Here is a 22,796-nt window from a genome sequence, read left to right as displayed (position 1 = left end):
GGATGGCACATATTTATCGTCCGAAACATCACGTACGGTTTGTGACGGCGTCAAGCTTATTTGACGGCCATGACGCGTCGATTAATATCATGCGCCGCATTTTGCAGGCGAGCGGCGCGGAAGTCATTCATTTAGGGCACAACCGTTCCGTAGATGAAATTGTCAATGCCGCGATCCAGGAGGATGTGCAAGGAATTGCTGTCTCTTCTTATCAAGGCGGGCATATGGAATTTTTTAAATATATGTACGACCTGCTGCAAGAGCGCGGCGCTTCCCATATCCGCATTTACGGCGGCGGAGGCGGCGTCATTATTCCGCGTGAAATCAAGGAGCTGCATGAATACGGCATTGCCCGCATCTTTTCGCCGGAAGACGGCCGCCGTTTTGGGTTGCAAGGCATGATTAACATTATGCTCGAAGAATGCGATTTTCCGACCGTTACCGAAATCACTGACGAATTAGAACGGCTCCCAAATGGAGATGTCCAAGCGATCGCGCGTTTAATCACGTTATGCGAAAGCCGCGTCGATGTTTCAAGCGAAGCGGCGGCAGCGGCGGAGACGGCGCTAGAAAAGGTGAAAACGATGGCCAAAGCGGTGCCGGTTCTCGGCATTACCGGCACGGGCGGAGCAGGGAAAAGCTCGCTGACCGATGAGTTAGTGCGCCGTTTCTTAAACGAAATTCCGGATATCAAAATCGCGATTTTATCGATTGATCCGACGAAACAAAAAACGGGCGGCGCTTTGCTTGGCGACCGCATCCGCATGAATGCCATCAACTCGCCGCGCGTCTATATGCGCAGCCTAGCGACGCGCAATTCCCGCTCGGAGCTGTCGCTTGCGATTCGCGATGCCATTTCTGTTGTCAAAGCGGCAGGTTTTGATTTAATTATCGTCGAAACGAGCGGAATCGGCCAAGGCGATGCTGCGATTACGGAAATATGCGATATTTCGATGTATGTCATGACGAGCGAATTCGGCGCGCCGACGCAGCTTGAGAAAATCGATATGATTGACTACGCCGATTTAATCGTCATCAACAAATTTGAGCGCAAAGGGTCGGAAGATGCGAAACGCCAAGTGCAAAAACAATATCAGCGCAGCCACCAGCTATTTGATAAAGATCTTTCGGAAATGCCGGTCTACGGCACGATCGCCAGCCAATTTAATGATCCGGGAACGAACACGCTGTTTGTCGCACTGGTCGACCTGATCAATCAAAAAGCGGGAACGAACTGGAAAACGAACTTGAAAACGGTAGCGAACGTCGAAAAGCATAACGTCATCATTCCAAGTGAGCGGCGCCATTACTTGCGGGAAATTACGGAAACGGTCCGCAACTATCATAAGCGCGTCGAACAACAGTCCGAACTCGCGCGCCGTCTTTTCCAAATTGAAGGGGCGATCGAAGCCGCAAAAGAACGCGGCGAAAGCGAAGAAGTGATCGCGGCGCTCGAAGCACTCAAGCAGCATTATGAAAACGAACTCACGCCGGAATCGAGACGGATTCTTGCGTCATGGGAAGATTTGAAAGCGAAATATGCGGGAAAACAGTTTGTGACCAAAGTGCGCGATAAGGAAATTGTTACCGACTTAACGACGAAAAGCTTGTCGGGACTCGATATTCCGAAAGTGGCGTTGCCGAAATTTAAAGATTACGGCGAAATTTTGCGCTGGGTATACAAAGAAAACGTCCCAGGCTCATTCCCATATACAGCCGGCGTCTTTCCGTTCAAGCGGCAAGGCGAAGATCCAAAACGGCAGTTTGCCGGCGAAGGCACGCCGGAGCGGACGAATCGGCGCTTCCACTATCTCTGCAAAGAAGATAAAGCTAAGCGGTTAAGCACCGCGTTCGATTCGGTTACGCTGTATGGCCAAGACCCGGATTACCGTCCGGATATCTTTGGGAAAGTTGGCGAAAGCGGCGTCAGCGTCTGTACGCTCGATGATATGAAAAAGCTGTATAAAGGCTTTGATTTGTGTGATCCGCTGACGTCGGTATCGATGACGATCAACGGTCCGGCGCCGATTATTTTAGCAATGTTTATGAACACGGCGATCGACCAGCAAGTCGAAAAGCGGGAAAAAGAGCTAGGCCGTCCGCTGACGGAAGAAGAATACGAAGAAGTAAAAGCGTATACGTTGCAAACGGTGCGCGGCACAGTCCAAGCTGATATTTTAAAAGAAGACCAAGGGCAAAATACGTGTATTTTCTCGACCGATTTCGCCTTGAAAATGATGGGCGACATTCAAGAATATTTTATTAAACATAAAGTACGCAACTATTATTCGGTATCCATCTCGGGCTACCATATCGCCGAAGCGGGCGCCAATCCGATTACCCAGTTGGCGTTTACGCTCGCCAACGGCTTTACGTACGTCGAATATTATTTAAGCCGCGGCATGAAAATCGATGATTTCGCGCCAAACCTTTCCTTCTTCTTCAGCAATGGTCTAGATCCGGAATATTCGGTGATCGGCCGTGTGGCGCGCCGCATTTGGGCGATCGTCATGCGCGAAAAATACGGGGCAAACGAACGGAGCCAAAAGCTAAAATACCATATTCAAACATCCGGCCGTTCGCTCCATGCGCAGGAAATCGATTTTAACGATATCCGCACGACGTTGCAGGCGTTAATGGCGATTTACGATAACTGCAACTCGCTCCATACGAACGCCTATGACGAAGCGATCACCACACCGACCGAGGAGTCGGTCCGTCGGGCGATGGCGATCCAGCTCATCATCACGAAGGAGTTTGGTCTGGCGAAAAACGAAAATCCGCTTCAAGGCTCGTTCATTATTGAAGAGCTGACCGATTTAGTAGAAGAAGCGGTATTGCAGGAATTTGAGCGCCTCAACGACCGCGGCGGCGTGCTCGGCGCAATGGAAATGCAATATCAGCGCGGAAAAATCCAAGAAGAATCAATGTATTACGAGACGAAAAAACACAGCGGCGAGCTTCCGATCATCGGCGTCAATACGTTCCTCAATCCGAATCCGCCGTCGGAAGAGGAATTAAACAACATCCAGCTCGCGCGTGCAACATATGAAGAAAAAGAATTGCAAATTAAAAACTTGCGTGAATTCCAAGAGAGAAATAAAGATAAGGTGGAGGCGGCGCTAGAGCGTCTTAAGCAGGTGGCGGTAAGCGGCGGTAATATTTTCGAAGAGTTAATGGAAACAGTGAAAGTCGCCAGCCTTGGACAAATTACACGCGCCCTTTATGAAGTGGGCGGGCAATACCGCCGCAACATGTAAATGCGGAAAAAGGAAATCGCTTGCCGATTTCCTTTTTTCGTGTCATAAAACGAGAAATGGCCGCGGGAAATGTAGGTGAGGGCAATGGTCCATACCCTATCAAACATCAAAGCTAGAAATGTGCATTTTTTTCTGCAAATAGGTAGCATAAACGGCAAGAATTTGTTTATAATGAATGGTATGTATTCAACTCGCATTCATTCGTTAGTTTATTACGTAGAAGGGGAGTGCCGAATTTGAGTCTGCAGCAATACTCTCAAGAGGAATTGCGGGAAATGTCATTTGTGGAACTCGCTAGTCTCATTTTATCAGAAAAAAGGGAAGCGTTATCGTTCCAACAGCTTGTAGACGAAGTTGCTGCGCTAATTGGTTTATCAGAACAGGAAGTAAAACAGCGGCTTGCTCAGTACTATACAGATTTAAATATCGACGGGCGTTTTATTTGCGTCGGGGAAAATGTCTGGGGGCTGCGTACTTGGTATCCGTTTGATCAAACGGAAGACGAAACGGTCATGGTGACGAAGCCGAAGAAGAAAAAAGCGCTTGATGATGAGTATGATGATTACGATGATCTTCTTGATGAAGAAGATATCGATTACGATGATCTCGACGAATATGACGAGGACGATCTTGATTTGGATGAAGATGAGCTTCTTGAGGACGACGAATTCGATCTCGACGATGATGTCGAGTTTGACGATGAAATTCTTGACAACGATGAGTTCGGCTTAGGAGATGATGAGCTGGACGAAGAGCTCAAGATCGATGACTCTAAAGAAGACGAATAATATTCTCTTGACTTTGCCAATAGAACTAGATAGAATTTTATTTGGGCTCTTAAAAACAGGAAAAACTATATCGCTCCCTTACATATTGTAAGCGGAGCGTTTTTTATTTGTGTTATTGGCGCACACTGAAACTGCTACATGCAATTTGGCAAGGGGGAAGACAAGATGACAAAATATATTTTTGTGACTGGCGGTGTCGTATCCTCGTTAGGAAAAGGGATTACGGCGGCATCGTTAGGCCGGCTGTTAAAAAACCGAGGATTAAATGTCACGATCCAAAAGTTTGACCCGTACATTAATGTCGATCCGGGAACGATGAGTCCGTATCAGCACGGTGAGGTGTTTGTGACGGACGACGGTGCGGAAACAGACCTTGATTTAGGCCACTACGAACGTTTTATCGATATCAACTTAAACAAATACAGCAACGTCACGACTGGAAAAATTTATTCCGCTGTAATCAGAAAAGAGCGACGCGGCGACTACTTGGGCGGAACGGTGCAAGTCATTCCACACATCACGAATGAAATTAAAGAACGGGTCTTCCGCGCCGGCCGCGAAACAAACGCCGATGTCGTCATTACAGAAATCGGCGGCACGGTCGGCGATATCGAGTCGCTGCCGTTTTTAGAAGCGATCCGCCAAATAAAAAGCGATGTTGGCCGCGAAAACGTGATGTACATTCATTGCACACTCGTTCCGTATATTAAAGCGGCTGGCGAAATGAAAACAAAACCGACGCAGCATAGTGTCAAAGAATTGCGCAGCCTCGGCATTCAGCCAAACGTCATCGTCGTCCGCACGGAAATGCCAATGCCGCAAGAAATGAAAGAGAAAATCGCGCTATTTTGCGATATTGATCCGAAGGCAGTCATTGAAGCGCGCGACGCCGATACGTTATACGCGGTTCCGCTGATGCTTCAGGAGCAAAAACTCGACCAAATCGTTTGCGACCATTTGAAATTAAACTGCAAGGAAGCGGACATGACGGAATGGAAGGCGCTGGTGGAAAAAGTGCGCAATTTGTCGCGGACAACGAAAATTGCGCTGGTCGGAAAATATGTCGAACTGCAAGATGCCTACATTTCCGTCGTCGAAGCGCTGCGCCATGCCGGATATGCGTTTGACACCGATATCGATATTAAATGGATTAACTCTGAACATGTCAGTCGGGAAAATGTCGCCGAATTGTTAGGCGATGCGGACGGCATTCTTGTGCCAGGGGGATTTGGCGACCGCGGCATTGAAGGAAAAATTGAAGCAATCCGCTATGCGCGTGAACAAAAAGTGCCGTTCCTTGGCATTTGCCTCGGCATGCAGCTTGCTTCCATTGAATTTGCCCGCAATGTCGTCGGGCTAAAAGAGGCACATTCCGCGGAATTTGACCCGAATACGCCGCATCCGATCATCGATTTGCTGCCGGAACAAAAGGATATCGAAGATTTAGGCGGCACGCTGCGTCTCGGTCTGTATCCTTGCAAGCTTCAAGAAGGAACGCTTGCTTATGAAGCGTATCAGGATGAAGTGATTTATGAACGCCATCGCCACCGTTATGAGTTTAACAATCATTATCGGCAAATGATGGAGCAGCACGGCTTCGTCTTTTCCGGGACAAGCCCGGACGGCCGGCTTGTTGAAATTATTGAACTAAAAGACCACCCATGGTTTGTCGCCGCCCAATTCCATCCGGAATTTACGTCGCGTCCGACAAGACCGCAGCCACTGTTCCGCGAATTCGTTAAAGCGTCACTAAAACAATAACGACGCAAAGCAAAACAGGACTATCTTGCATACGGCGAGATAGTCCTGTTTGTTTACTGCGCGTATTCTTCTAAGATGTCATCCATTGTAAGCAGCAGGCAATAGTAGGCAAACGAAGCCGTAATCACCGTCGGCATGCCGATGCGGCTGCCATCGTCTTTCGGAATGACCGGTTTCAGCAATTTACTATCGATATGGACATCGACAATGTCAACTAGTGATCGTTGCTCGTCTTTGACAACAGCGGAAATAGCGGCAATTTCAAGACCTTGTTCTTTTAAGCGTTCGGCAAGGCTGATGGCGTCTTTATCATTGGAAAATCTCGCAATCAATAAAACGCGGTCCGTTTCATCAATATCATCGCGCAGGCGGCCGTTTTCCATTAACCGGGCTGCTTTTGGCAGCGGATCCGGTCCGTAAAGCGCTTCAATCACGACCGCTTCCATTTCATGAAAACCGTGAAGCAAAATGCGGCCGTCGCCGATCACTGCCTGTGCGAGCAGACGCGCTCCGTCTTCGAGCGCCAGCTCTTCTTCTGCAGCAATTTTTTGCAAAAAGCCGATTGTTTGTGTCGCGAAAATTTTCACTATTCGTCCTCCCTTCGTTGCCTATTATACAAAAAACAATGAACGGATGGGAATTTGGCGAAATGGCGAAAAAATCGGCAGGAAATATAGTAGGGAAATGCGAAACTATTAAGGTGGAAGAAAAAAACAAATGAATTGAGGTGCATAATAGATGAGTAAAAAAATTTTGATTGTCGATGATCAATACGGAATCCGCATTTTATTAAACGAAGTGTTTCAGCGGGAAGGCTATACGACATACCAGGCGGCAAACGGGATGCAGGCGCTTGAAATTGTCCGCAAACACCGGCCTGATCTCGTATTATTGGATATGAAAATACCTGGCATGGACGGCATTGAAATACTAAAGCGGTTAAAAGAAATTGATCCTGATATAAAAGTCATTATTATGACCGCTTACGGGGAGCTTGACATGATTCAGGAAACAAAGGAATTAGGAGCAATTATGCATTTTGCTAAACCGTTTGATATTGACGATTTGCGCACGGCTGTAAAGAAACATTTAGTGTCATAAATTTGTCTAAAGTGACAATGTTGCTGTTTTCTTTGTAAGTTGGTATGCTTATAGCGTAGGACAATTTTACGCCTTTCATACATACCCCTGTTGGAATGGCGCATAGCTATGTTTAGGAAAGGCGATGACGTTAGAACATAAGGAGGATTTGGCAATGCCTTTAGTATCAATGACAGAAATGTTGAACAAAGCGTTGCGCGAAAAATACGCTGTCGGCCAATTTAACATTAACAACTTAGAATGGACACAGGCGATTTTAGCGGCGGCGGAAGAAGAAAAATCACCGGTCATTCTCGGCGTGTCTGAAGGTGCAGCGCGTTATATGAGCGGCTTTAAAACAGTCGTCAATATGGTTAAAGGCTTGATGGAAGATATGAATATTACTGTTCCAGTGGCGATCCACCTCGACCATGGTTCCAGTTTTGAAAAATGTAAAGCAGCTATTGACGCCGGTTTTACTTCCGTTATGATTGATGCCTCCCATCATCCGTTTGAAGAAAACGTCAAAATCACTTCGCAGGTCGTCGAATACGCACATGCGCGCGGCGTATCGGTAGAAGCGGAGCTAGGAACGGTCGGCGGGCAGGAAGACGATGTCGTCGGTGAAGGCATTATTTATGCGGATCCGAAAGAATGTGAAGAATTAGTCAAACGGACAGGCATTGACTGTTTAGCACCTGCTTTAGGTTCGGTTCACGGTCCATACAAAGGAGAGCCAAAGCTAGGGTTCGCTGAAATGGAGCAAATTCGCGATTTAACCGGTATTCCGCTTGTGCTGCACGGCGGTACGGGCATCCCGACCGAACAAATTCAACGCGCCATTTCCCTTGGTACCTCAAAAATTAACGTCAATACGGAAAACCAAATCGCGTTTACAAAAGTCGTCCGCGAATTGTTAGCGAAAGACGAAAAAGTATATGATCCGCGCAAAATTATCGGCCCAGGCCGCGACGCAATTAAAGCGACGGTCATCGGGAAAATGCGTGAATTTGGCTCTTCTGGAAAAGCAGTACAATAACCAGCAAAAAAGAAAAACCGCTTGACGGGTAACGTCACTGCGGTTTCTCTTTCTTGCCCCATCAAGGATAAAGGAGGATATCGCCATGAAGTTTTTTATCGATACAGCCAATTTGGAAGAAATTAAAAAGGCGAATGAGCTTGGCATTTTAGCCGGAGTGACGACCAACCCGAGCCTTGTGGCCAAAGAAAACGTTTCGTTTCATGACCGCCTTCGCGAAATTACTTCCATTGTATCGGGATCGGTAAGCGCAGAAGTCATTTCCACCGATGCGAAAGGAATGATTGAAGAAGGCGAAGAATTGGCAAAAATTGCGCCAAACATTACGATCAAGGTGCCAATGACACCGGAAGGGCTGAAAGCGGTAAAAGTATTTAGCGAAAAGGGCATTAAGACGAACGTGACATTAGTGTTCACCGCCAACCAAGCGCTGTTAGCAGCACGTGCTGGAGCAACGTATGTATCCCCGTTTCTCGGCCGTTTAGACGATATTGGTCATAACGGTTTTGAGCTGATTTCCACGATCGCCGATATTTTCAATATCCACGGAATTGACACAGAAATTATCGCAGCATCAATTCGCCATCCGCTTCATGTGACAGAAGCAGCGCTAAGAGGAGCACATATCGCGACGGTCCCGTACAAAGTATTGATGCAATTGTTTAACCATCCGCTTACAGACCAAGGGATTGAAAAGTTTTTGGCTGACTGGAACCGGCAAAAACAGCAGTGAACGGCAATCAATAAACTAAGAGTCAACTTCTCATCAAAGAAGGGAGACTATAATGGAAAAAATCAAAATTATTGGCGGGGATCCGCTGCAGGGGACCATTAAGGTGAGCGGCGCGAAAAACAGCGCCGTCGCCTTGATTCCCGCGACGATTCTCGCCGATTCACCGGTTACGATCGAAGGACTGCCGGACATTTCTGATGTGCGCATTTTAGGGAGCTTAATTGAAGAAATTGGCGGATCGTTCCATTTTGACGGCAAAGAGGCGGTCATCGATCCGACAAATATGGTGCCGATGCCGCTGCCGAATGGAAAAGTAAAAAAATTACGCGCCTCGTATTATTTAATGGGAGCGATGCTCGGTCGTTTCAAAAAAGCAGTCGTCGGCTTGCCGGGCGGCTGCCATTTAGGTCCGCGCCCGATTGACCAGCATATTAAAGGCTTTGAGGCGTTGGGGGCGAAAGTAACAAACGAGCAAGGCGCAATTTATTTGCGTGCCGAAGAATTGCGCGGCGCCCGTATTTTTTTGGATGTTGTCAGCGTTGGAGCGACGATCAACATCATGTTGGCGGCAGTGCGCGCCAAAGGTCGGACGATTATTGAAAACGCTGCAAAAGAGCCGGAAATTATTGATGTGGCGACTTTGCTGTCTAATATGGGCGCCAAAATTAAAGGCGCCGGGACGGACGTCATTCGCATCGACGGCGTCGAAAAATTATCGGGCTGCCACCATTCCATTATTCCTGACCGCATCGAGGCCGGCACGTATATGATTGCCGCTGCGGCGATGGGAAAAGAAGTAATCGTCGATAACGTCATTCCGCAGCACGTCGAATCGTTGACAGCAAAATTGCGCGAAATGGGTGTTCGTGTGGAAACAAGCGATGACCAAATTTTCGTCGCAGGGGTGCCGTCATTAAAAGCCGTTGATGTGAAAACGCTTGTATATCCAGGTTTTCCAACGGACTTACAGCAGCCATTTACCGCTCTTTTATGCAAAGCGCATGGCACGAGCGTTGTTACGGATACGATTTATAGCGCCCGCTTTAAACATGTCGATGAGCTTCGCCGCATGAATGCCAACATCAAAGTCGAAGGCCGTTCGGCTATCATCACCGGTCCCGTTCAACTGCAAGGGGCAAAAGTAAAAGCGAGCGATTTGCGCGCAGGCGCGGCGCTGGTCATTGCCGGCTTGATGGCAGAAGGACTTACAGAAATTGCCGGAGTCGAGCATATTGACCGCGGCTACAGCAATCTTGTCGAAAAGTTGACGAATATTGGGGCGACAATTTGGCGGGAAAAAATGACGGACGAAGAAGTCGAACAGATCAAAAACGCATAAATCCAGGCAACAAAGGGAAGGGGAGAAGTCCTTATGGAAAGAAGTTTATCGATGGAGCTTGTCCGCGTCACGGAAGCAGCCGCCCTCGCTGCCGCCAGATGGATGGGGCGTGGCAAAAAGAACGAAGCAGATGATGCTGCCACATCAGCGATGCGTGATGTGTTTGATACAATTCCGATGAAGGGGACCGTAGTGATCGGAGAAGGAGAAATGGATGAAGCGCCGATGCTATATATCGGTGAAAAACTTGGCAACGGTTACGGTCCGCGCGTCGATGTCGCCGTTGATCCGCTCGAAGGAACGAATATCGTTGCATCCGGCGGATGGAACGCCTTAGCCGTCGTCGCTGTCGCTGATCACGGCAATTTGCTGCATGCCCCTGACATGTACATGAATAAAATTGCCGTCGGTCCGGAAGCAGTAGGGATGATTGATATCGAGGCTCCGGTCATCGACAATTTAAAAGCGGTGGCGAAAGCGAAAAACAAAGACATTGAAGACGTTGTCGCCATCGTATTAAATCGCCCTCGCCACGAACGGCTCATCGCTGAGCTGCGCGAAGCAGGGGCACGCATCAAGCTGATTAATGACGGCGATGTCGCCGCTGCCATTAACACGGCATTTGACCATACGGGTGTCGATATTTTATTCGGTTCTGGAGGAGCGCCAGAAGGGGTATTGGCGGCGGTCGCCTTGAAATGCCTCGGTGGCGAAATTCAAGGCCAGCTATTGCCGCAAAATGATGCAGAAGTGGAACGATGCAAAAAAATGGGCATTGACGTCAACAAAGTGCTTCGTATGGAAGACTTAGTCAAAGGGGACGATGCGATTTTTGCCGCCACTGGTGTAACCGACGGAGAACTGTTGCGCGGTGTGCAATTTAAAGGAGCATACGGTCTCACCCATTCCGTTGTCATGCGGGCCAAATCGGGGACGGTTCGCTTTATTGAAGGTCGGCACAGCTTAAAGAAAAAGCCGAACTTAGTCATTAAGTAAATGCACTGTGAGCGGGGGAGAAAGGATGATCGTCGCCCCCGTTTATTTTTACCAGAATTGCTGTGCAGACTCCGCTTCAACGAGTAAAGGGAGGAAGTGGGAGAGGAATTGGCTTCATTTTTACCCTTTCGATCTTCCAATTTGAGCGCAAGTATCCATACTCACAGCGAAGTGTTACGATTAACCGCTAAAACAGCGAAGATCGCCTGCTAATTTTCGCCTCCATAAAGGTGACAGCGCAGGAGTCTTCCGCCTCTAAACGCAGTGTAGGTGGGAGAAGTTCAACGCATACTTAAAAAACTATTGATTAAAAAACGGCAAAAAGGGTAAAATAGTCATGCTGCATGTGCATAAAAATAAGCTCTGCCATTCTACTTCCTTAATTTTTTCGCCTTCATCATCTTCTTTTTTATCCCATCCGTTTGAATTTCGTAAAATGAAGAAATGTTCGGTGTGAAATATGGGAGAAAACGAAAAATTGCAAAAGTGTGGTGTCAAAATGGAGCTAACGCTTGCTACATTAGAAAACATGAAATTGAAAGAGCTTTATGAGCTCGCCCGTCAATATAAAATTTCGTATTACAGTAAACTGACAAAAAAAGAGCTTATTTTTGCTATTTTGAAAGCGCGTGCGGAACAAGACGGATTATTTTTTATGGAAGGCGTACTGGAAATCATTCCATCAGAAGGATTTGGCTTTTTGCGTCCTATTAACTATTCTCCAAGTTCGGAAGACATCTATATTTCCGCGTCACAAATCCGCCGTTTTGACTTGCGCAATGGGGATAAAGTATCGGGAAAAGTGCGCCCTCCAAAAGAAAATGAGCGTTATTTCGGACTGCTTCATGTCGAGGCAGTCAACGGCGAGGATCCGGAAGTCGCGAAAGAGCGCGTCCACTTTCCGGCACTGACGCCGCTATATCCAAACCGGCAAATGAAGTTGGAAACGACTCCGGACAAGCTTTCCACCAGAATCATCGATTTAATTGCTCCGGTCGGATTCGGACAGCGCGGGCTCATTGTTGCTCCGCCAAAAGCCGGGAAAACGATGCTGTTAAAAGAAATCGCTAACAGCATTACCACGAATCATCCAGAAGTAGAGCTGATCGTTCTTCTCATCGACGAACGGCCGGAAGAAGTAACCGATATTGAACGGTCCGTGCAAGGGGATGTCGTCAGCTCGACGTTTGATGAAGTGCCGGAAAACCATATTAAAGTAGCTGAATTAGTGCTAGAACGCGCGATGCGCCTTGTCGAGCATAAGCGCGATGTCGTCATTCTTATGGACAGCATTACGCGGCTGGCGCGCGCCTATAACTTAGTCATCCCGCCGAGCGGCCGCACGCTGTCAGGAGGAATCGACCCGGCAGCGTTCCATCGCCCGAAGCGGTTTTTTGGGGCAGCCCGCAATATCGAAGAGGGCGGCAGCTTGACGATTTTAGCGACTGCGCTCATTGATACGGGATCGCGCATGGACGACGTCATTTACGAAGAATTTAAAGGAACGGGCAATATGGAGCTGCATCTCGACCGCTCGCTGGCAGAGCGCCGCATTTTCCCAGCCATCGATATCCGTCGTTCCGGCACACGCAAAGAAGAGCTACTTATTCCGAAAGAGCATTTGGAAAAACTATGGGCGATTCGCAAAACGATGTCTGATTCTCCTGATTTCATTGAGCGGTTTTTAAATAAACTCCGCCGCACCAAATCCAACGAAGAGTTCTTTGCTTTGTTGGATGAAGAATGGAAAAATGGAGGAATCACCCGTATATAAAAAGTGTCATGTCTTCCTTTCTGCTCTTATGAGAGAGGAAGAAGTTGGAGTAAATCACTAGTTGCAAAGGAACAGGAAAGTTGTTATAATCTTAATATGTGTGTTTTGGTAAACGCCAATTCATTTTATTGATATATCAACTCTGTTTCGAAATGATACAGGGCGGAAGGAGATGAAAAGAATGAAACCAGGAATTCATCCAGAGTACAAAAAAGTCATCGTACGCTGCGCATGCGGAAACGAATTCGAAAGCGGTTCTGTAAAAGATGAATTGCGCGTAGAAATCTGCTCAGAATGCCATCCATTCTATACAGGACGTCAAAAATTTGTTTCTGCAGCAGGACGTGTTGATAAATTCAACAAAAAATACGGCTTGAAATAAGAAAAGCGGAGGCGAGCCGCTTAACCGCGACGGGCAAATGTTCTTCGCCTGCAGGGGTGCTTGTCACCCCAAAGGCGAAGGTTATTTGACCCCGAGCGGTTGCGAGCCGAGCTGGACAATAAGAAAAGCGGAGGCGAGCCGCTTGGCGGCAGAAGCCGTCACGTCCTAGCGCAATGAAATAAAAAACAGGCAAGCGACCCGTTTAACTTGCCTGTTTTTTTATGCCAAAACGAGGTACAATAACAGATACATATGCCGGCAGATGAGAACGAAGGGAGAGGCATTTTTCATGTATATTATGAAACAGTCCGGCTGGTTGGAAGTCATTTGCGGAAGCATGTTTTCCGGAAAATCGGAAGAATTAATCCGCCGCGTGCGCCGCGCGCAGTTTGCCAAGCAGGAAGTGAAAGTGTTCAAGCCGACAATCGACAACCGCTACAGCGAAGAAGCGGTCGTATCACATAACGGCAATTCGGTGATTGCCATTCCGGTTTCCTCGCCGCAAGAAATTTTTGAGCATATTTCGGAAGAAACAGACGTTATTGCCATCGATGAAGTGCAGTTTTTTTCCGCCGACATTGTCGATGTCGTGCAAACGTTGGCGGACCGTGGCTATCGCGTCATTGTTGCGGGGTTGGACCAGGATTTCCGTGGCGAACCGTTTGGGCCGGTGCCAACGCTCATGGCGGTTGCCGAATCGGTCACCAAACTGCAAGCCGTCTGCACCGTATGCGGCTCCCCGGCAAGCCGGACGCAGCGGCTCATTAACGGCGTTCCCGCCTCTTATGATGATCCGGTGATTTTAGTAGGCGCCAGCGAGGCATATGAACCACGCTGCCGCCATCATCATGAAGTTCCCGGCAAACCGGTGAAAATGGACAAAACAAATCATCATTTCGCGCGATAAAACGGCGAATCCTACCATCTATATTTTGAAGCGTACAGGAAAACCTAACAGCAGGGAGGCGAAAAAGAATGAGAAGCATACTGCTGTTAGGTTTTGTTCTTTTGCTTTCCGCTTGTTCATTAAATCCGGACCATCCTTCGTACCGTCAGCAAAGCGAAGATCGCAACGGGACAAGGCTAATTACGGATGATAAAGCGCAAAGCGGTTATGATCGCTATTTATATAACAACTTTGATGACCCGGAAAAAACGCGGCAAAACCCGAATTTTATCAGCATCACTGACGGAAGTGAAAATCAGCATGCCGACATTCGCAAAGCGGTGCAAGTGATCGAAACGTACACCGATTACAGACCAGGATCGGTTTGGATGAATGGAAACAACATGTACGTGACCGTCCACGTCCCTTCGTCGCTGACAGCCGAGCAGCGGGAAAAAGAGCGGACGCGGATTCACAAACTGTTGATAAGAGCGATTCCGACGTACGATATTCATGTGCGTTTACATTAAGGATTCATCTTCTGAGAAGATGAATCTTTTTTTATCCATATGATGAGGCGACCTGTTGTCGTTTCTCCGGTAAAGGCGATTTTAGCGATACGTGAATTCGAAGCTAGCGGTTTTCCAGCTTCAAGACCAAATCCATTAACGACATTTAGTACCCCTGGCGGCAATAGATCACCGATCAGTTCCATTAGCACCATAATGGAAGCGGGAGTTTGCTCTGCTGGTTTTAACACAATACAATTGCCCGCTGCCAGTGCGGGAGCGATTTTCCATGCGGCCATTCATAACGGAAAGTTCCAAGGAATAATTTGTCCAACAACGCCCAACGGTTCATGGAAATGATAAGCTTACTGTATCATCATCAATTTGGCTGATCGTGCCTTCTTGAGCGCGGATAGCTCCGGCAAAGTAACGAAAATGATCAATACATAACGGCAAGTCAGCATTCAATGTTTCTCGAATCGCTTTACCATTGTCCCACGTTTCCGCTACCGCCAGCATTTCTAGATTAGCCTCAATGTAATCGGCAATTTTATTTAAAATTAACGCTCTTTCCGCTGGAGAAGTTTTTCCCCATGATTCTTTTGCAGTATGGGCAGCGTCTAATGCTGACTCATATCTTCTGCTTGGGAGCGAGCGACTTCACAAAACACTCCGCCAGTTACAGGGGTGACATTTTCAAAATATTGTCCTCCAATAGGCGGAACCCATTCACCATTAATATAATTATCATATCTCCTGGTTTGGCGTTAGACACCTTTAGCGCTTTGTATGTCGTTACTCCTGCGCAGAGAATCGGCGCGACTTCTACTGGATCCAAATTTTCTGGGATTTTTGCGACATAATCGGCAGGTGCTTTGCAGTATTCCGCATATCCCCCATCGACGGAATATCCGCCGTTTAATTGATGTGGGCAAAGTGTTTCTTGTCCGCTCAAGCAATATTCACATTCTCCGCAAGCGGAGTATAGCCATGGAACACCGACACGGTCTCTCACTTTAACGGATTTTACTCCTTCTGCTACTTCGACAACAATCCCTACCCCTTCGTGTCCAGGAATTAAAGGCAATTTTGGCTTGACTGGCCAGTCTCCGTGCGCAGCATGCAAATCGGTGTGGCAAACCCCGCAAGCTTCAATTTTGATAAGTACTTCTCCGTAGTTTAGCTTCGGTTTTTCCACCTCTTTAATTTCTAGTTTTTGCTTAAATTCATTGACTACTGCTGCTTTCATTCTCCCTACCCCTTTCTAAATTTCAAAAAGTTTCACTAGTTTATCCTGCAAAAACTATGCCAATAGAAAAAACCGGTTTTTCTATGGCAAATTCACATGTTTTGCCGGATTTTTGTTAAAATTAAACAAAATTTCGATAATTTTTTACTAATCTTCGCAATATTGAGTTTATTTGGTTTATTAAGCTCCTCTACTACATACACTTTTCTATTTCATATATTTGAGATATAATAATAAATTAGACTGTGCATGGAAAACAGAGGTGAAAAGCGTGTTTGATCGTCTTGAAGCGGTAGAAGAACGTTATGAAAAATTAAATCAACTCCTGATGGATCCGGAAGTCATTAATGATCCGAAAAAACTCCGCGACTATTCGAAAGAGCAGGCGGATTTACAAGAAACGGTACAGACGTATCGCGAATACAAATCGGTTCACAAACAGCTGGCAGATGCGAAAGCGATGCTAGAAGAAAAACTCGATCCGGAGCTGCGCGAAATGGTAAAGGAAGAAATTGATGAGCTGGAGCAGCGCGAAGAAGAGCTCGTCAATAAGCTAAAAGTACTTCTGTTGCCGAAAGACCCGAACGATGAGAAAAACGTCATTATGGAAATCCGCGCAGCGGCGGGCGGCGAGGAGGCGGCGCTGTTTGCCGGCGATTTGTACCGGATGTATACGCGCTACGCCGAATCGCAAGGATGGAAGACAGAAGTCATTGAAGCAAGTCCGACTGGATTGGGCGGATATAAAGAAATTATTTTTACGATCATTGGAAAAGGTGCGTATTCCAAGCTGAAATACGAAAACGGCGCACACCGTGTGCAGCGCGTCCCGGAAACGGAATCTGGCGGACGTATCCACACATCGACAGCAACCGTTGCTTGTTTGCCGGAAATGGAAGAAATCGAAGTGGAAATCAACGAAAAAGACATTCGCGTCGATACGTTCGCTTCGAGCGGGCCGGGGGGACAAAGCGTCAACACGACGATGTCGGCCGTCCGCTTGACTCATATTCCAACCGGCATTGTGGTTACCTGCCAGGATGAAAAATCGCAAATTAAAAACAAAGAAAAAGCGATGAAAGTATTGCGCGCCCGCATTTATGACAAATACCAGCAGGAAGCGCGCGCCGAATACGATCAGACGCGCAAGCAGGCGGTCGGAACAGGAGATCGTTCCGAGCGAATCCGTACGTATAACTTTCCGCAAAACCGCGTCACCGACCATCGCATCGGGCTGACGATTCAAAAGCTTGACCAAGTGCTCGATGGGAATCTTGATGAAATCATTGAAGCGCTGATCTTAGATGATCAAGCGAAAAAATTGGAGCAGGCTAATGATGCATCGTAACATTTACGAAGTCCTCACATGGGCTTCTTCTTTTTTAAAGCGGCACGGAAAAGAAGAGCGGGTGGCGGAACTGTTGCTTTGCCATCATTTGCGGCTGACAAGAGCCCAGCTGTTGGCGCGGCTGCGCGATCCGGTCGATGAAAGCGTGCATCAATCGTTTATGGCGGATGTTCATAAGCATGTGTACGAACACGTTCCAGTTCAGCACTTAATCGGTTACGAACATTTTTACGGCCGTCCGTTTCTTGTCAACCGCCACGTGCTCATTCCGCGTCCGGAAACAGAAGAATTAGTACAAGGCGTGTTAACAAGAATTTCACATTTATTTCCATATAATCACCAATTGGATGTTGTCGATGTCGGCACGGGAAGCGGAGCGATTGCGGTGACGCTTGCCTTAGAAAATCCGGCGCTGCGCGTGACGGCTATTGACATTTCGCGAGAAGCCTTGCAGGTGGCAGCACAAAATGCGGAGCGTCTTGGCGCCGAGGTCGCTTTTTTACGCGGCGATTTGTTGCGGCCGCTTATCGAAGCAAACCGCAAAGTAGACGTCGTTGTCTCCAACCCGCCCTATATTCCAGAAGGCGACATCGCTTTGCTTTCCCCTATTGTGAAGGATCATGAACCTTTTGTGGCGCTTGCCGGCGGTGAGGACGGTCTTGCGTTTTACCGCCGCTTTGCCCGCGAACTGCCTCTTGTGCTAAAAGAACGGGCGCTTGTGGCGTTTGAAGTGGGAGCCGGGCAAGGGGAGGCGGTTGCCGCATTGCTAGAGGAGGCATTTCCGCCGGCGAACGTCGAAGTTGCTTTCGACATCAATGGAAAAGACCGAATGGTATATGCGACGTTACAATAACATTTTTTGGATTTTTGCTGAACGAAGGCAAGTCACCGACTTGCCTTCTTGTTTGAGCGGGATCCGCTTGGCATTGGTCCGCGCGGCGCTAAAACGTGGATGCTAATGGATGGATATTGCCCCTTTATATCCAAATGGATTAAAAAAATGATTTTTTTAGATTGATAGAGTTTAAAATTGGCTCACACTGTCCACAATGAAGAGTGAAAGGACGGTGTCAAACAATGAGCCAAAAAAAGCTTGCCATTGTTTTATATATATTACTATTAATGGTTGGTGTACTCGTCAATGTATATGGCCATCAAACAGAGGCAGGGGCAAACGCCACGGTGGCGATTCCCGATAAAGCAATCCGCCTGCGCATTTTAGCCAACAGCGACTCCGCCGAAGACCAAGAGCTGAAACATAAAGTCCGCGATGCGGTCAATGCCAAAATTACGAAGTGGGTTGCTGATTTGACGTCTTTTGCCGAGGCAAAGCGGGTTATTCAATCCCATCTTCCTGAAATTGAACAAACGGTTGCAGACGTACTTCGAAAAGAACATAGCGATCAGTCGTATCAAGTCAAATTCGGCCGGGTCGATTTTCCGACGAAAATTTACGGCAATTTTATATATCCAGCTGGAAAATATGATGCTGTTTTGATTACGCTCGGCGAAGGAAAAGGAGCCAACTGGTGGTGCGTGTTATTCCCGCCGCTTTGTTTCCTCGATTTTTCCAATAGCGATGCGGTGCAAATGAGTGAAGCGTCGTCCGTTCAAAATGAGGAAAAAGATAAGAAAAGCGGACAAAGCCGGAAAACTGATGTTGTAACAGACGACGAGAACAAGGAAACAGCGGAAACGGACGGTCAACAAGATGCTGGCAGCAAAGCGGTCAACAAGGAGGTCAAACAAGCAGGCGTTGCACCAACGGCTTCCCCATTTGTCGCGGAGCAGGAACAGCCGGTAAAAATAAAGTTTTTCTTGAAAGAACTGATCAGTTATCTCATTCCGTAACGAACTGTGGATGAATGGGGAAGATAACGTATATATCCACAAAGTTGTCCACAAAAATAACATATTTATTCACATGTTGTTGATAACTGTATGGAAAGCTTTTCTTTTTTTCTTTGTAAGACTAGAATGTTTTTTAGAAATTTACTAGGAAGCAATGACAATGGTAGAGGTGAATAAAGTGAAAACAAATGTTTGGATTGTGGATAATGTTGTTGATAAGCAACACATTTATCCACAAATAAAAGAAGCTGCCCGCCTGCTGCAATGTGGAGAAGTTGTCGCCTTCCCGACGGAGACCGTCTATGGATTAGGAGCGGATGCCACCAATACAACAGCGGTCGAGAAAATTTTTGCGGCCAAAGGCCGTCCAAGCGACAATCCGTTAATTGTCCATATCGCCCGCCGTGAACAGCTGGAGTCCATCGTTTCTGACGTTCCCGATATCGCTAACACGCTGATCGAGCGATTTTGGCCGGGGCCGCTGACGCTTATTTTGCCGAAAAAAGAAGGCGTCATTTCTGATCGAGTGACCGCCGGCTTATCAACGGTGGCCGTGCGCATGCCGGCACACCCGGTGGCGCTTGCGCTCATCAGGGAAAGCGGCCTGCCGCTGGCAGCCCCAAGCGCCAATCGATCCGGCCGCCCAAGTCCGACAATGGCAGCGCATGTACTTGATGATTTAGACGGACGCATTGCCGGTGTGGTCGACGGCGGCGAAACAGGAATTGGCGTGGAATCGACGGTGCTTGACTGTACGGTGAAAGTGCCTACCATTTTGCGTCCGGGCGGCATTACAAAAGAAGCACTCGCAGAAGTGATTGGCACGGTCGTCGATGGCAGCGCCGTTACCAACGAACAGGAGGCGCCGAAATCGCCGGGAATGAAATATACACATTACGCGCCGAAATCACCAATGATGATTGTGTATGGTTCCCCTTCTTTTTTGCAGACGCTTGTTGACAAGCAGCGGGCGCTCGGCAAAAAGGTCGGCGTACTGACAACGGAAGAAAACCTTGCATTTTACCGCGCCGATGCCGTATTGGCCTGTGGGTCGCGGCACGATTTACATACGGTAGCCAGCCATTTATATGACACGCTGCGCCAATTTGATCAAACGGATGTCGATATCATCTATAGCGAATCGTTCCCGGCAGAAGGAATCGGGACAGCGATTATGAACCGGCTGCAAAAAGCGGCTGGTCATCAAGTGATTGTGGAAGGGGAAACACACTTCTAAACGCTCCCGGACGTGCATATGTTAGCAGTAAGCCAGTCCGGGGAGGGAAAGCAAATGAGCATGTTCATCGGCGAAATCATAGCGCTATCGATGATGGCGTTTGCATTGGGAATGGACGCATTCTCCGTCGCCTTAGGCATGGGCTTGCTGCGCTTGCGCTTGAAACAAATTTTTTATATAGGCGTGATGATCGGTCTTTTTCACATTCTCATGCCGATGTTCGGCATGGTTGTCGGCCGTTTTTTATCCCGTCAATTTGGCAGCATCGCCTCGTATATCGGCGGGGCGTTATTGCTGCTGTTGGGAATTCAAATGATTGTCGCATCGTTTAAAAAGGAAGGCGATGCATCCGCTTCGCCAAAAGGAATAGGACTTATTTTTTTTGCGTTCAGCGTGAGTCTCGACAGTTTTTCCGTCGGGCTTAGCCTCGGCATTTTCGGAGCAAGAACGATGCTGACGATCTTATTGTTTGGCTTTTTTAGCATGGTGTTGACATGGGCGGGACTAATGCTGGGCCGCCATTTTCAGCAGTGGCTTGGCGCTTACGGTGAGGCGCTTGGCGGCAGCATTTTGCTCGCTTTCGGTTTAAAGCTGTTGTTTTCCTTTTGATTTTTGATAAGTGGAAAGACGAAAAAGCTTTTCCAAAAAGAAGGGAGTCCACTTTTTGGGAAAGCTTTTTTGATGCGATGCTATATTTGTTGGTAAATTTTATTATATAATTATCTTATCGCGGATGGGAGCGATAAACAAAGTTAAGAGGTGTTGCTATGTCGTACCGCATTTTATTTGTTTGCACGGGAAACACATGCCGAAGCCCGATGGCGGCCGCGCTTTTGGCGCATAAGCGGCTGCCGGATGTAGAAGTGAAATCGGCGGGGGTATTTGCCATAGAAGGGAGCGATGCCTCGCCTCATGCGAAAGCGGTGTTGAAAGAAAAAGGGATTAACGCCAATCATCGTTCTTCGCTATTAAAGAAGGCAGACGTCGAGTGGGCGACCCATATTTTGACGATGACCGCAGGACATAAGCAGCTTATTATCGGGCAGTTTCCCGAAGCGAAAGAGAAAACGTTTACGCTGAAAGAATTTGTTTCCGGAAAACAGGGCGATGTATCCGACCCGTTTGGCGGATCGGTAGAAATATACCGCCAGACGAGGGATGAGCTTGCCGCATTGATTGACGGCCTTATCGAGAAACTAGGGGGAAATCCATAGGGGGAAGGGATATGGAAAGGAGAAACAAACGATATCGTTTTAGCTTGCGCCTCAAGCTCGTTGTATTCACTACCTCATTAGCACTGATCACCTATTCGACCAGCGCGTTTTTTCTTTACATTTTGTATGATGTATTTTTCTCCTCGATAGCTGAAAACGTGTTTACCATTTGGATCTTGCTGCTCGGGATTTTTTGGTCCGGCGTGCTCGCCTATATGGCATCTGGGGTGATTACGAAACCGCTGCTGCGTTTGGAAGAGGCGGCGATGAAAGCGGCAAGCGGGCAAATTAACGAAGATGTCCCGCTCTCGAAATCGAGTGATGAAATTCGTTCATTAGGTCTCGCGTTTAACGAAATGCTGTGCAGTTTGCGGTCGATTATACGCAATATCGAAGACAATTTTGCCCGTACGAATGAGAAAGTCGTGGAAATTACGAACGCTTCTGACGTTGCCGTGGGACGTTCGAAAGAAATCGCGTACACGATTGACGAAATTTCCAAAGGGGCGAACGCTTCCGCCGCCTCGATGCAGACGGCCGCCGAGTCGGTCGAAGATGTTCTTCGCATCGCCGGGCAAGTGCAGGAAAAAGCGGGACAGTCAGAGCAACTAGCGAAAGAAATGGTAACCGCGCTCCATAAAAGCCGCGAAGTAATCAGCTCGCTGATCGGCGGCATCGAACAATTGGCGCACAATCATCAGATGTCTTTAACGGCTGTGCAGCGGCTTGAGCGGCACGCCAAAGAAGTCGAAAACATTATTTCCTTTGTCGGCGATATTGCCCGGCAAACGAATTTGCTCGCTTTAAACGCTTCGATTGAAGCAGCGCGCGCCGGGGAGCATGGAAAAGGTTTTGCTGTGGTCGCCGAGGAAGTGCGGAAGCTCGCCGATGAAAGTGCCAAGGCTGTGCAAGGAATAGCGGAGCTGATTCAAAGCATCCAAAAAGAAGTCAGCCGCGTTGTCGCGCAAATTTATGAACAAGTCCAAGCGGCCAATGAAGAAGCGGCGAAAGGCGCCAGCACAAACGCGGCGATTGCCGATATGACAAAATCGATTCATGAAGTGGTCCGCGCCGTCCATGAAATTGCTGATTTGGCTAAAGAGCAAATGGTCCATATCGAAAAAGCGGCAGGACAATCGCAAGAAGTCGCGGCGATTGCCGAACAAACTTCTGCTGGAGCGATGGAAGTGGCGGCGGCAACGCAGGAGCAAACTTCCGCTATTGACCATGTCAATGAACTCGCCCGCGAACTCGCGGAACAAGCGGAAAAATTAAAAGCAACGATTGCCCAATTTAGCACAAAATAAAGGAAGAAAGGTCGCCTTTTTTAATAGAAAGAGGTAAAATGAA

Annotated in this window: 20 protein-coding genes and 2 pseudogenes; 19 read left to right on the top strand and 3 right to left on the bottom strand. The window is 47.8% G+C overall.

Going from position 1 to position 22,796, the window contains the following annotated elements:
• The first annotated feature begins 2 nt into the window (after positions 1 to 2).
• From icmF to HT574_RS07590, 3 genes are all read left to right on the top strand, one after another.
• Positions 3 to 3,260 carry a fused isobutyryl-CoA mutase/GTPase IcmF gene (gene icmF / locus HT574_RS07600; RefSeq protein WP_175244095.1) on the top strand — a complete coding sequence of 1,086 codons (3,258 nt, stop codon included), beginning with the start codon at positions 3 to 5 and terminating at the stop codon, positions 3,258 to 3,260.
• 236 nt (positions 3,261 to 3,496) lie between these two features.
• Positions 3,497 to 4,048, top strand: a complete 552-nt coding sequence (gene rpoE, locus HT574_RS07595) for a DNA-directed RNA polymerase subunit delta (RefSeq protein WP_175244094.1) — start codon at positions 3,497 to 3,499, stop codon at positions 4,046 to 4,048.
• Positions 4,049 to 4,213: 165 nt separating this feature from the next.
• Positions 4,214 to 5,809: a CTP synthase gene (locus tag HT574_RS07590; RefSeq protein ID WP_017436903.1), complete on the top strand. Its 1,596-nt coding sequence runs from the start codon at positions 4,214 to 4,216 to the stop codon at positions 5,807 to 5,809.
• A 53-nt stretch (positions 5,810 to 5,862) separates the two neighbouring features.
• Here HT574_RS07590 and HT574_RS07585 read toward each other — a convergent pair whose 3' ends face one another.
• Positions 5,863 to 6,396 carry a DUF2529 domain-containing protein gene (locus tag HT574_RS07585; RefSeq protein WP_175244093.1) on the bottom strand — a complete coding sequence of 178 codons (534 nt, stop codon included), beginning with the start codon at positions 6,394 to 6,396 and terminating at the stop codon, positions 5,863 to 5,865.
• Between the two features lie 151 nt (positions 6,397 to 6,547).
• On the opposite strand from HT574_RS07585, the gene HT574_RS07580 reads away from it, so the two are divergent.
• The 9 genes from HT574_RS07580 (at position 6,548) to HT574_RS07540 (ending at position 14,568) form a co-directional block, all read left to right on the top strand.
• Complete coding sequence (locus tag HT574_RS07580; protein WP_017436901.1) at positions 6,548 to 6,910, top strand: response regulator; 363 nt, start codon at positions 6,548 to 6,550, stop codon at positions 6,908 to 6,910.
• Positions 6,911 to 7,064: 154 nt separating this feature from the next.
• Entirely contained in the window at positions 7,065 to 7,928 is an 864-nt protein-coding gene (locus tag HT574_RS07575) for a class II fructose-bisphosphate aldolase (protein ID WP_017436900.1), read from the top strand.
• An 85-nt stretch (positions 7,929 to 8,013) separates the two neighbouring features.
• Positions 8,014 to 8,661, top strand: a complete 648-nt coding sequence (fsa, locus tag HT574_RS07570) for a fructose-6-phosphate aldolase (RefSeq protein WP_017436899.1) — start codon at positions 8,014 to 8,016, stop codon at positions 8,659 to 8,661.
• A 52-nt stretch (positions 8,662 to 8,713) separates the two neighbouring features.
• Positions 8,714 to 10,000, top strand: a complete 1,287-nt coding sequence (locus tag HT574_RS07565) for a UDP-N-acetylglucosamine 1-carboxyvinyltransferase (protein WP_175244092.1) — start codon at positions 8,714 to 8,716, stop codon at positions 9,998 to 10,000.
• A 33-nt stretch (positions 10,001 to 10,033) separates the two neighbouring features.
• Entirely contained in the window at positions 10,034 to 10,996 is a 963-nt protein-coding gene (gene glpX / locus HT574_RS07560; protein ID WP_017436897.1) for a class II fructose-bisphosphatase, read from the top strand.
• Between the two features lie 499 nt (positions 10,997 to 11,495).
• The gene (rho, locus tag HT574_RS07555) at positions 11,496 to 12,770 is read left to right on the top strand and encodes a transcription termination factor Rho (RefSeq protein ID WP_026078614.1); all 1,275 of its coding nucleotides are present in this window, start codon (positions 11,496 to 11,498) and stop codon (positions 12,768 to 12,770) included.
• A gap of 181 nt (positions 12,771 to 12,951) precedes the next feature.
• A complete protein-coding gene (gene rpmE, locus HT574_RS07550; protein WP_017436895.1) occupies positions 12,952 to 13,152 on the top strand; it encodes a 50S ribosomal protein L31 in 201 nt (66 codons plus the stop codon).
• A 289-nt stretch (positions 13,153 to 13,441) separates the two neighbouring features.
• The gene (locus tag HT574_RS07545; RefSeq protein WP_017436893.1) at positions 13,442 to 14,059 is read left to right on the top strand and encodes a thymidine kinase; all 618 of its coding nucleotides are present in this window, start codon (positions 13,442 to 13,444) and stop codon (positions 14,057 to 14,059) included.
• Positions 14,060 to 14,127: 68 nt separating this feature from the next.
• Complete coding sequence (locus HT574_RS07540; RefSeq protein ID WP_017436892.1) at positions 14,128 to 14,568, top strand: hypothetical protein; 441 nt, start codon at positions 14,128 to 14,130, stop codon at positions 14,566 to 14,568.
• 38 nt (positions 14,569 to 14,606) lie between these two features.
• Here HT574_RS07540 and adh read toward each other — a convergent pair.
• Positions 14,607 to 15,302, bottom strand: a pseudogene (gene adh / locus HT574_RS07535) (aldehyde dehydrogenase); the annotation flags it as partial.
• Positions 15,272 to 15,796: pseudogene (locus tag HT574_RS07530) on the bottom strand (alcohol dehydrogenase catalytic domain-containing protein); the annotation flags it as partial. The pseudogenes HT574_RS07530 and adh, both read right to left, overlap by 31 nt.
• A gap of 271 nt (positions 15,797 to 16,067) precedes the next feature.
• On the opposite strand from HT574_RS07530, the gene prfA reads away from it, so the two are divergent.
• The 7 genes from prfA to HT574_RS07495 all read left to right on the top strand — a co-directional run bounded on the left by prfA (position 16,068) and on the right by HT574_RS07495 (position 22,753).
• A complete protein-coding gene (gene prfA / locus HT574_RS07525; protein WP_175244091.1) occupies positions 16,068 to 17,144 on the top strand; it encodes a peptide chain release factor 1 in 1,077 nt (358 codons plus the stop codon).
• Entirely contained in the window at positions 17,134 to 17,997 is an 864-nt protein-coding gene (gene prmC, locus HT574_RS07520; protein WP_175244206.1) for a peptide chain release factor N(5)-glutamine methyltransferase, read from the top strand. The genes prfA and prmC overlap by 11 nt, the downstream gene beginning before the upstream one ends.
• A gap of 224 nt (positions 17,998 to 18,221) precedes the next feature.
• A complete protein-coding gene (spoIIR, locus tag HT574_RS07515; RefSeq protein WP_175244090.1) occupies positions 18,222 to 18,995 on the top strand; it encodes a stage II sporulation protein R in 774 nt (257 codons plus the stop codon).
• A gap of 160 nt (positions 18,996 to 19,155) precedes the next feature.
• Positions 19,156 to 20,232, top strand: a complete 1,077-nt coding sequence (locus HT574_RS07510; protein WP_175244089.1) for an L-threonylcarbamoyladenylate synthase — start codon at positions 19,156 to 19,158, stop codon at positions 20,230 to 20,232.
• A gap of 54 nt (positions 20,233 to 20,286) precedes the next feature.
• Positions 20,287 to 20,841, top strand: coding sequence for a manganese efflux pump MntP (locus tag HT574_RS07505; RefSeq protein WP_175244088.1), 555 nt, complete (start codon positions 20,287 to 20,289; stop codon positions 20,839 to 20,841).
• Between the two features lie 158 nt (positions 20,842 to 20,999).
• Positions 21,000 to 21,446: a low molecular weight protein arginine phosphatase gene (locus tag HT574_RS07500; protein WP_175244087.1), complete on the top strand. Its 447-nt coding sequence runs from the start codon at positions 21,000 to 21,002 to the stop codon at positions 21,444 to 21,446.
• Positions 21,447 to 21,457: 11 nt separating this feature from the next.
• A complete protein-coding gene (locus HT574_RS07495) occupies positions 21,458 to 22,753 on the top strand; it encodes a methyl-accepting chemotaxis protein (RefSeq protein WP_175244086.1) in 1,296 nt (431 codons plus the stop codon).
• Positions 22,754 to 22,796 lie beyond the last annotated feature (43 nt).

Origin of the sequence: Parageobacillus sp. VR-IP (genome assembly GCF_013357975.1) — a bacterium.
In the GTDB taxonomy this organism is placed as follows: Bacteria; Bacillota; Bacilli; order Bacillales; family Anoxybacillaceae; genus Saccharococcus; species Saccharococcus caldoxylosilyticus.
This window is presented reverse-complemented; position numbering and strand designations above follow the sequence as displayed.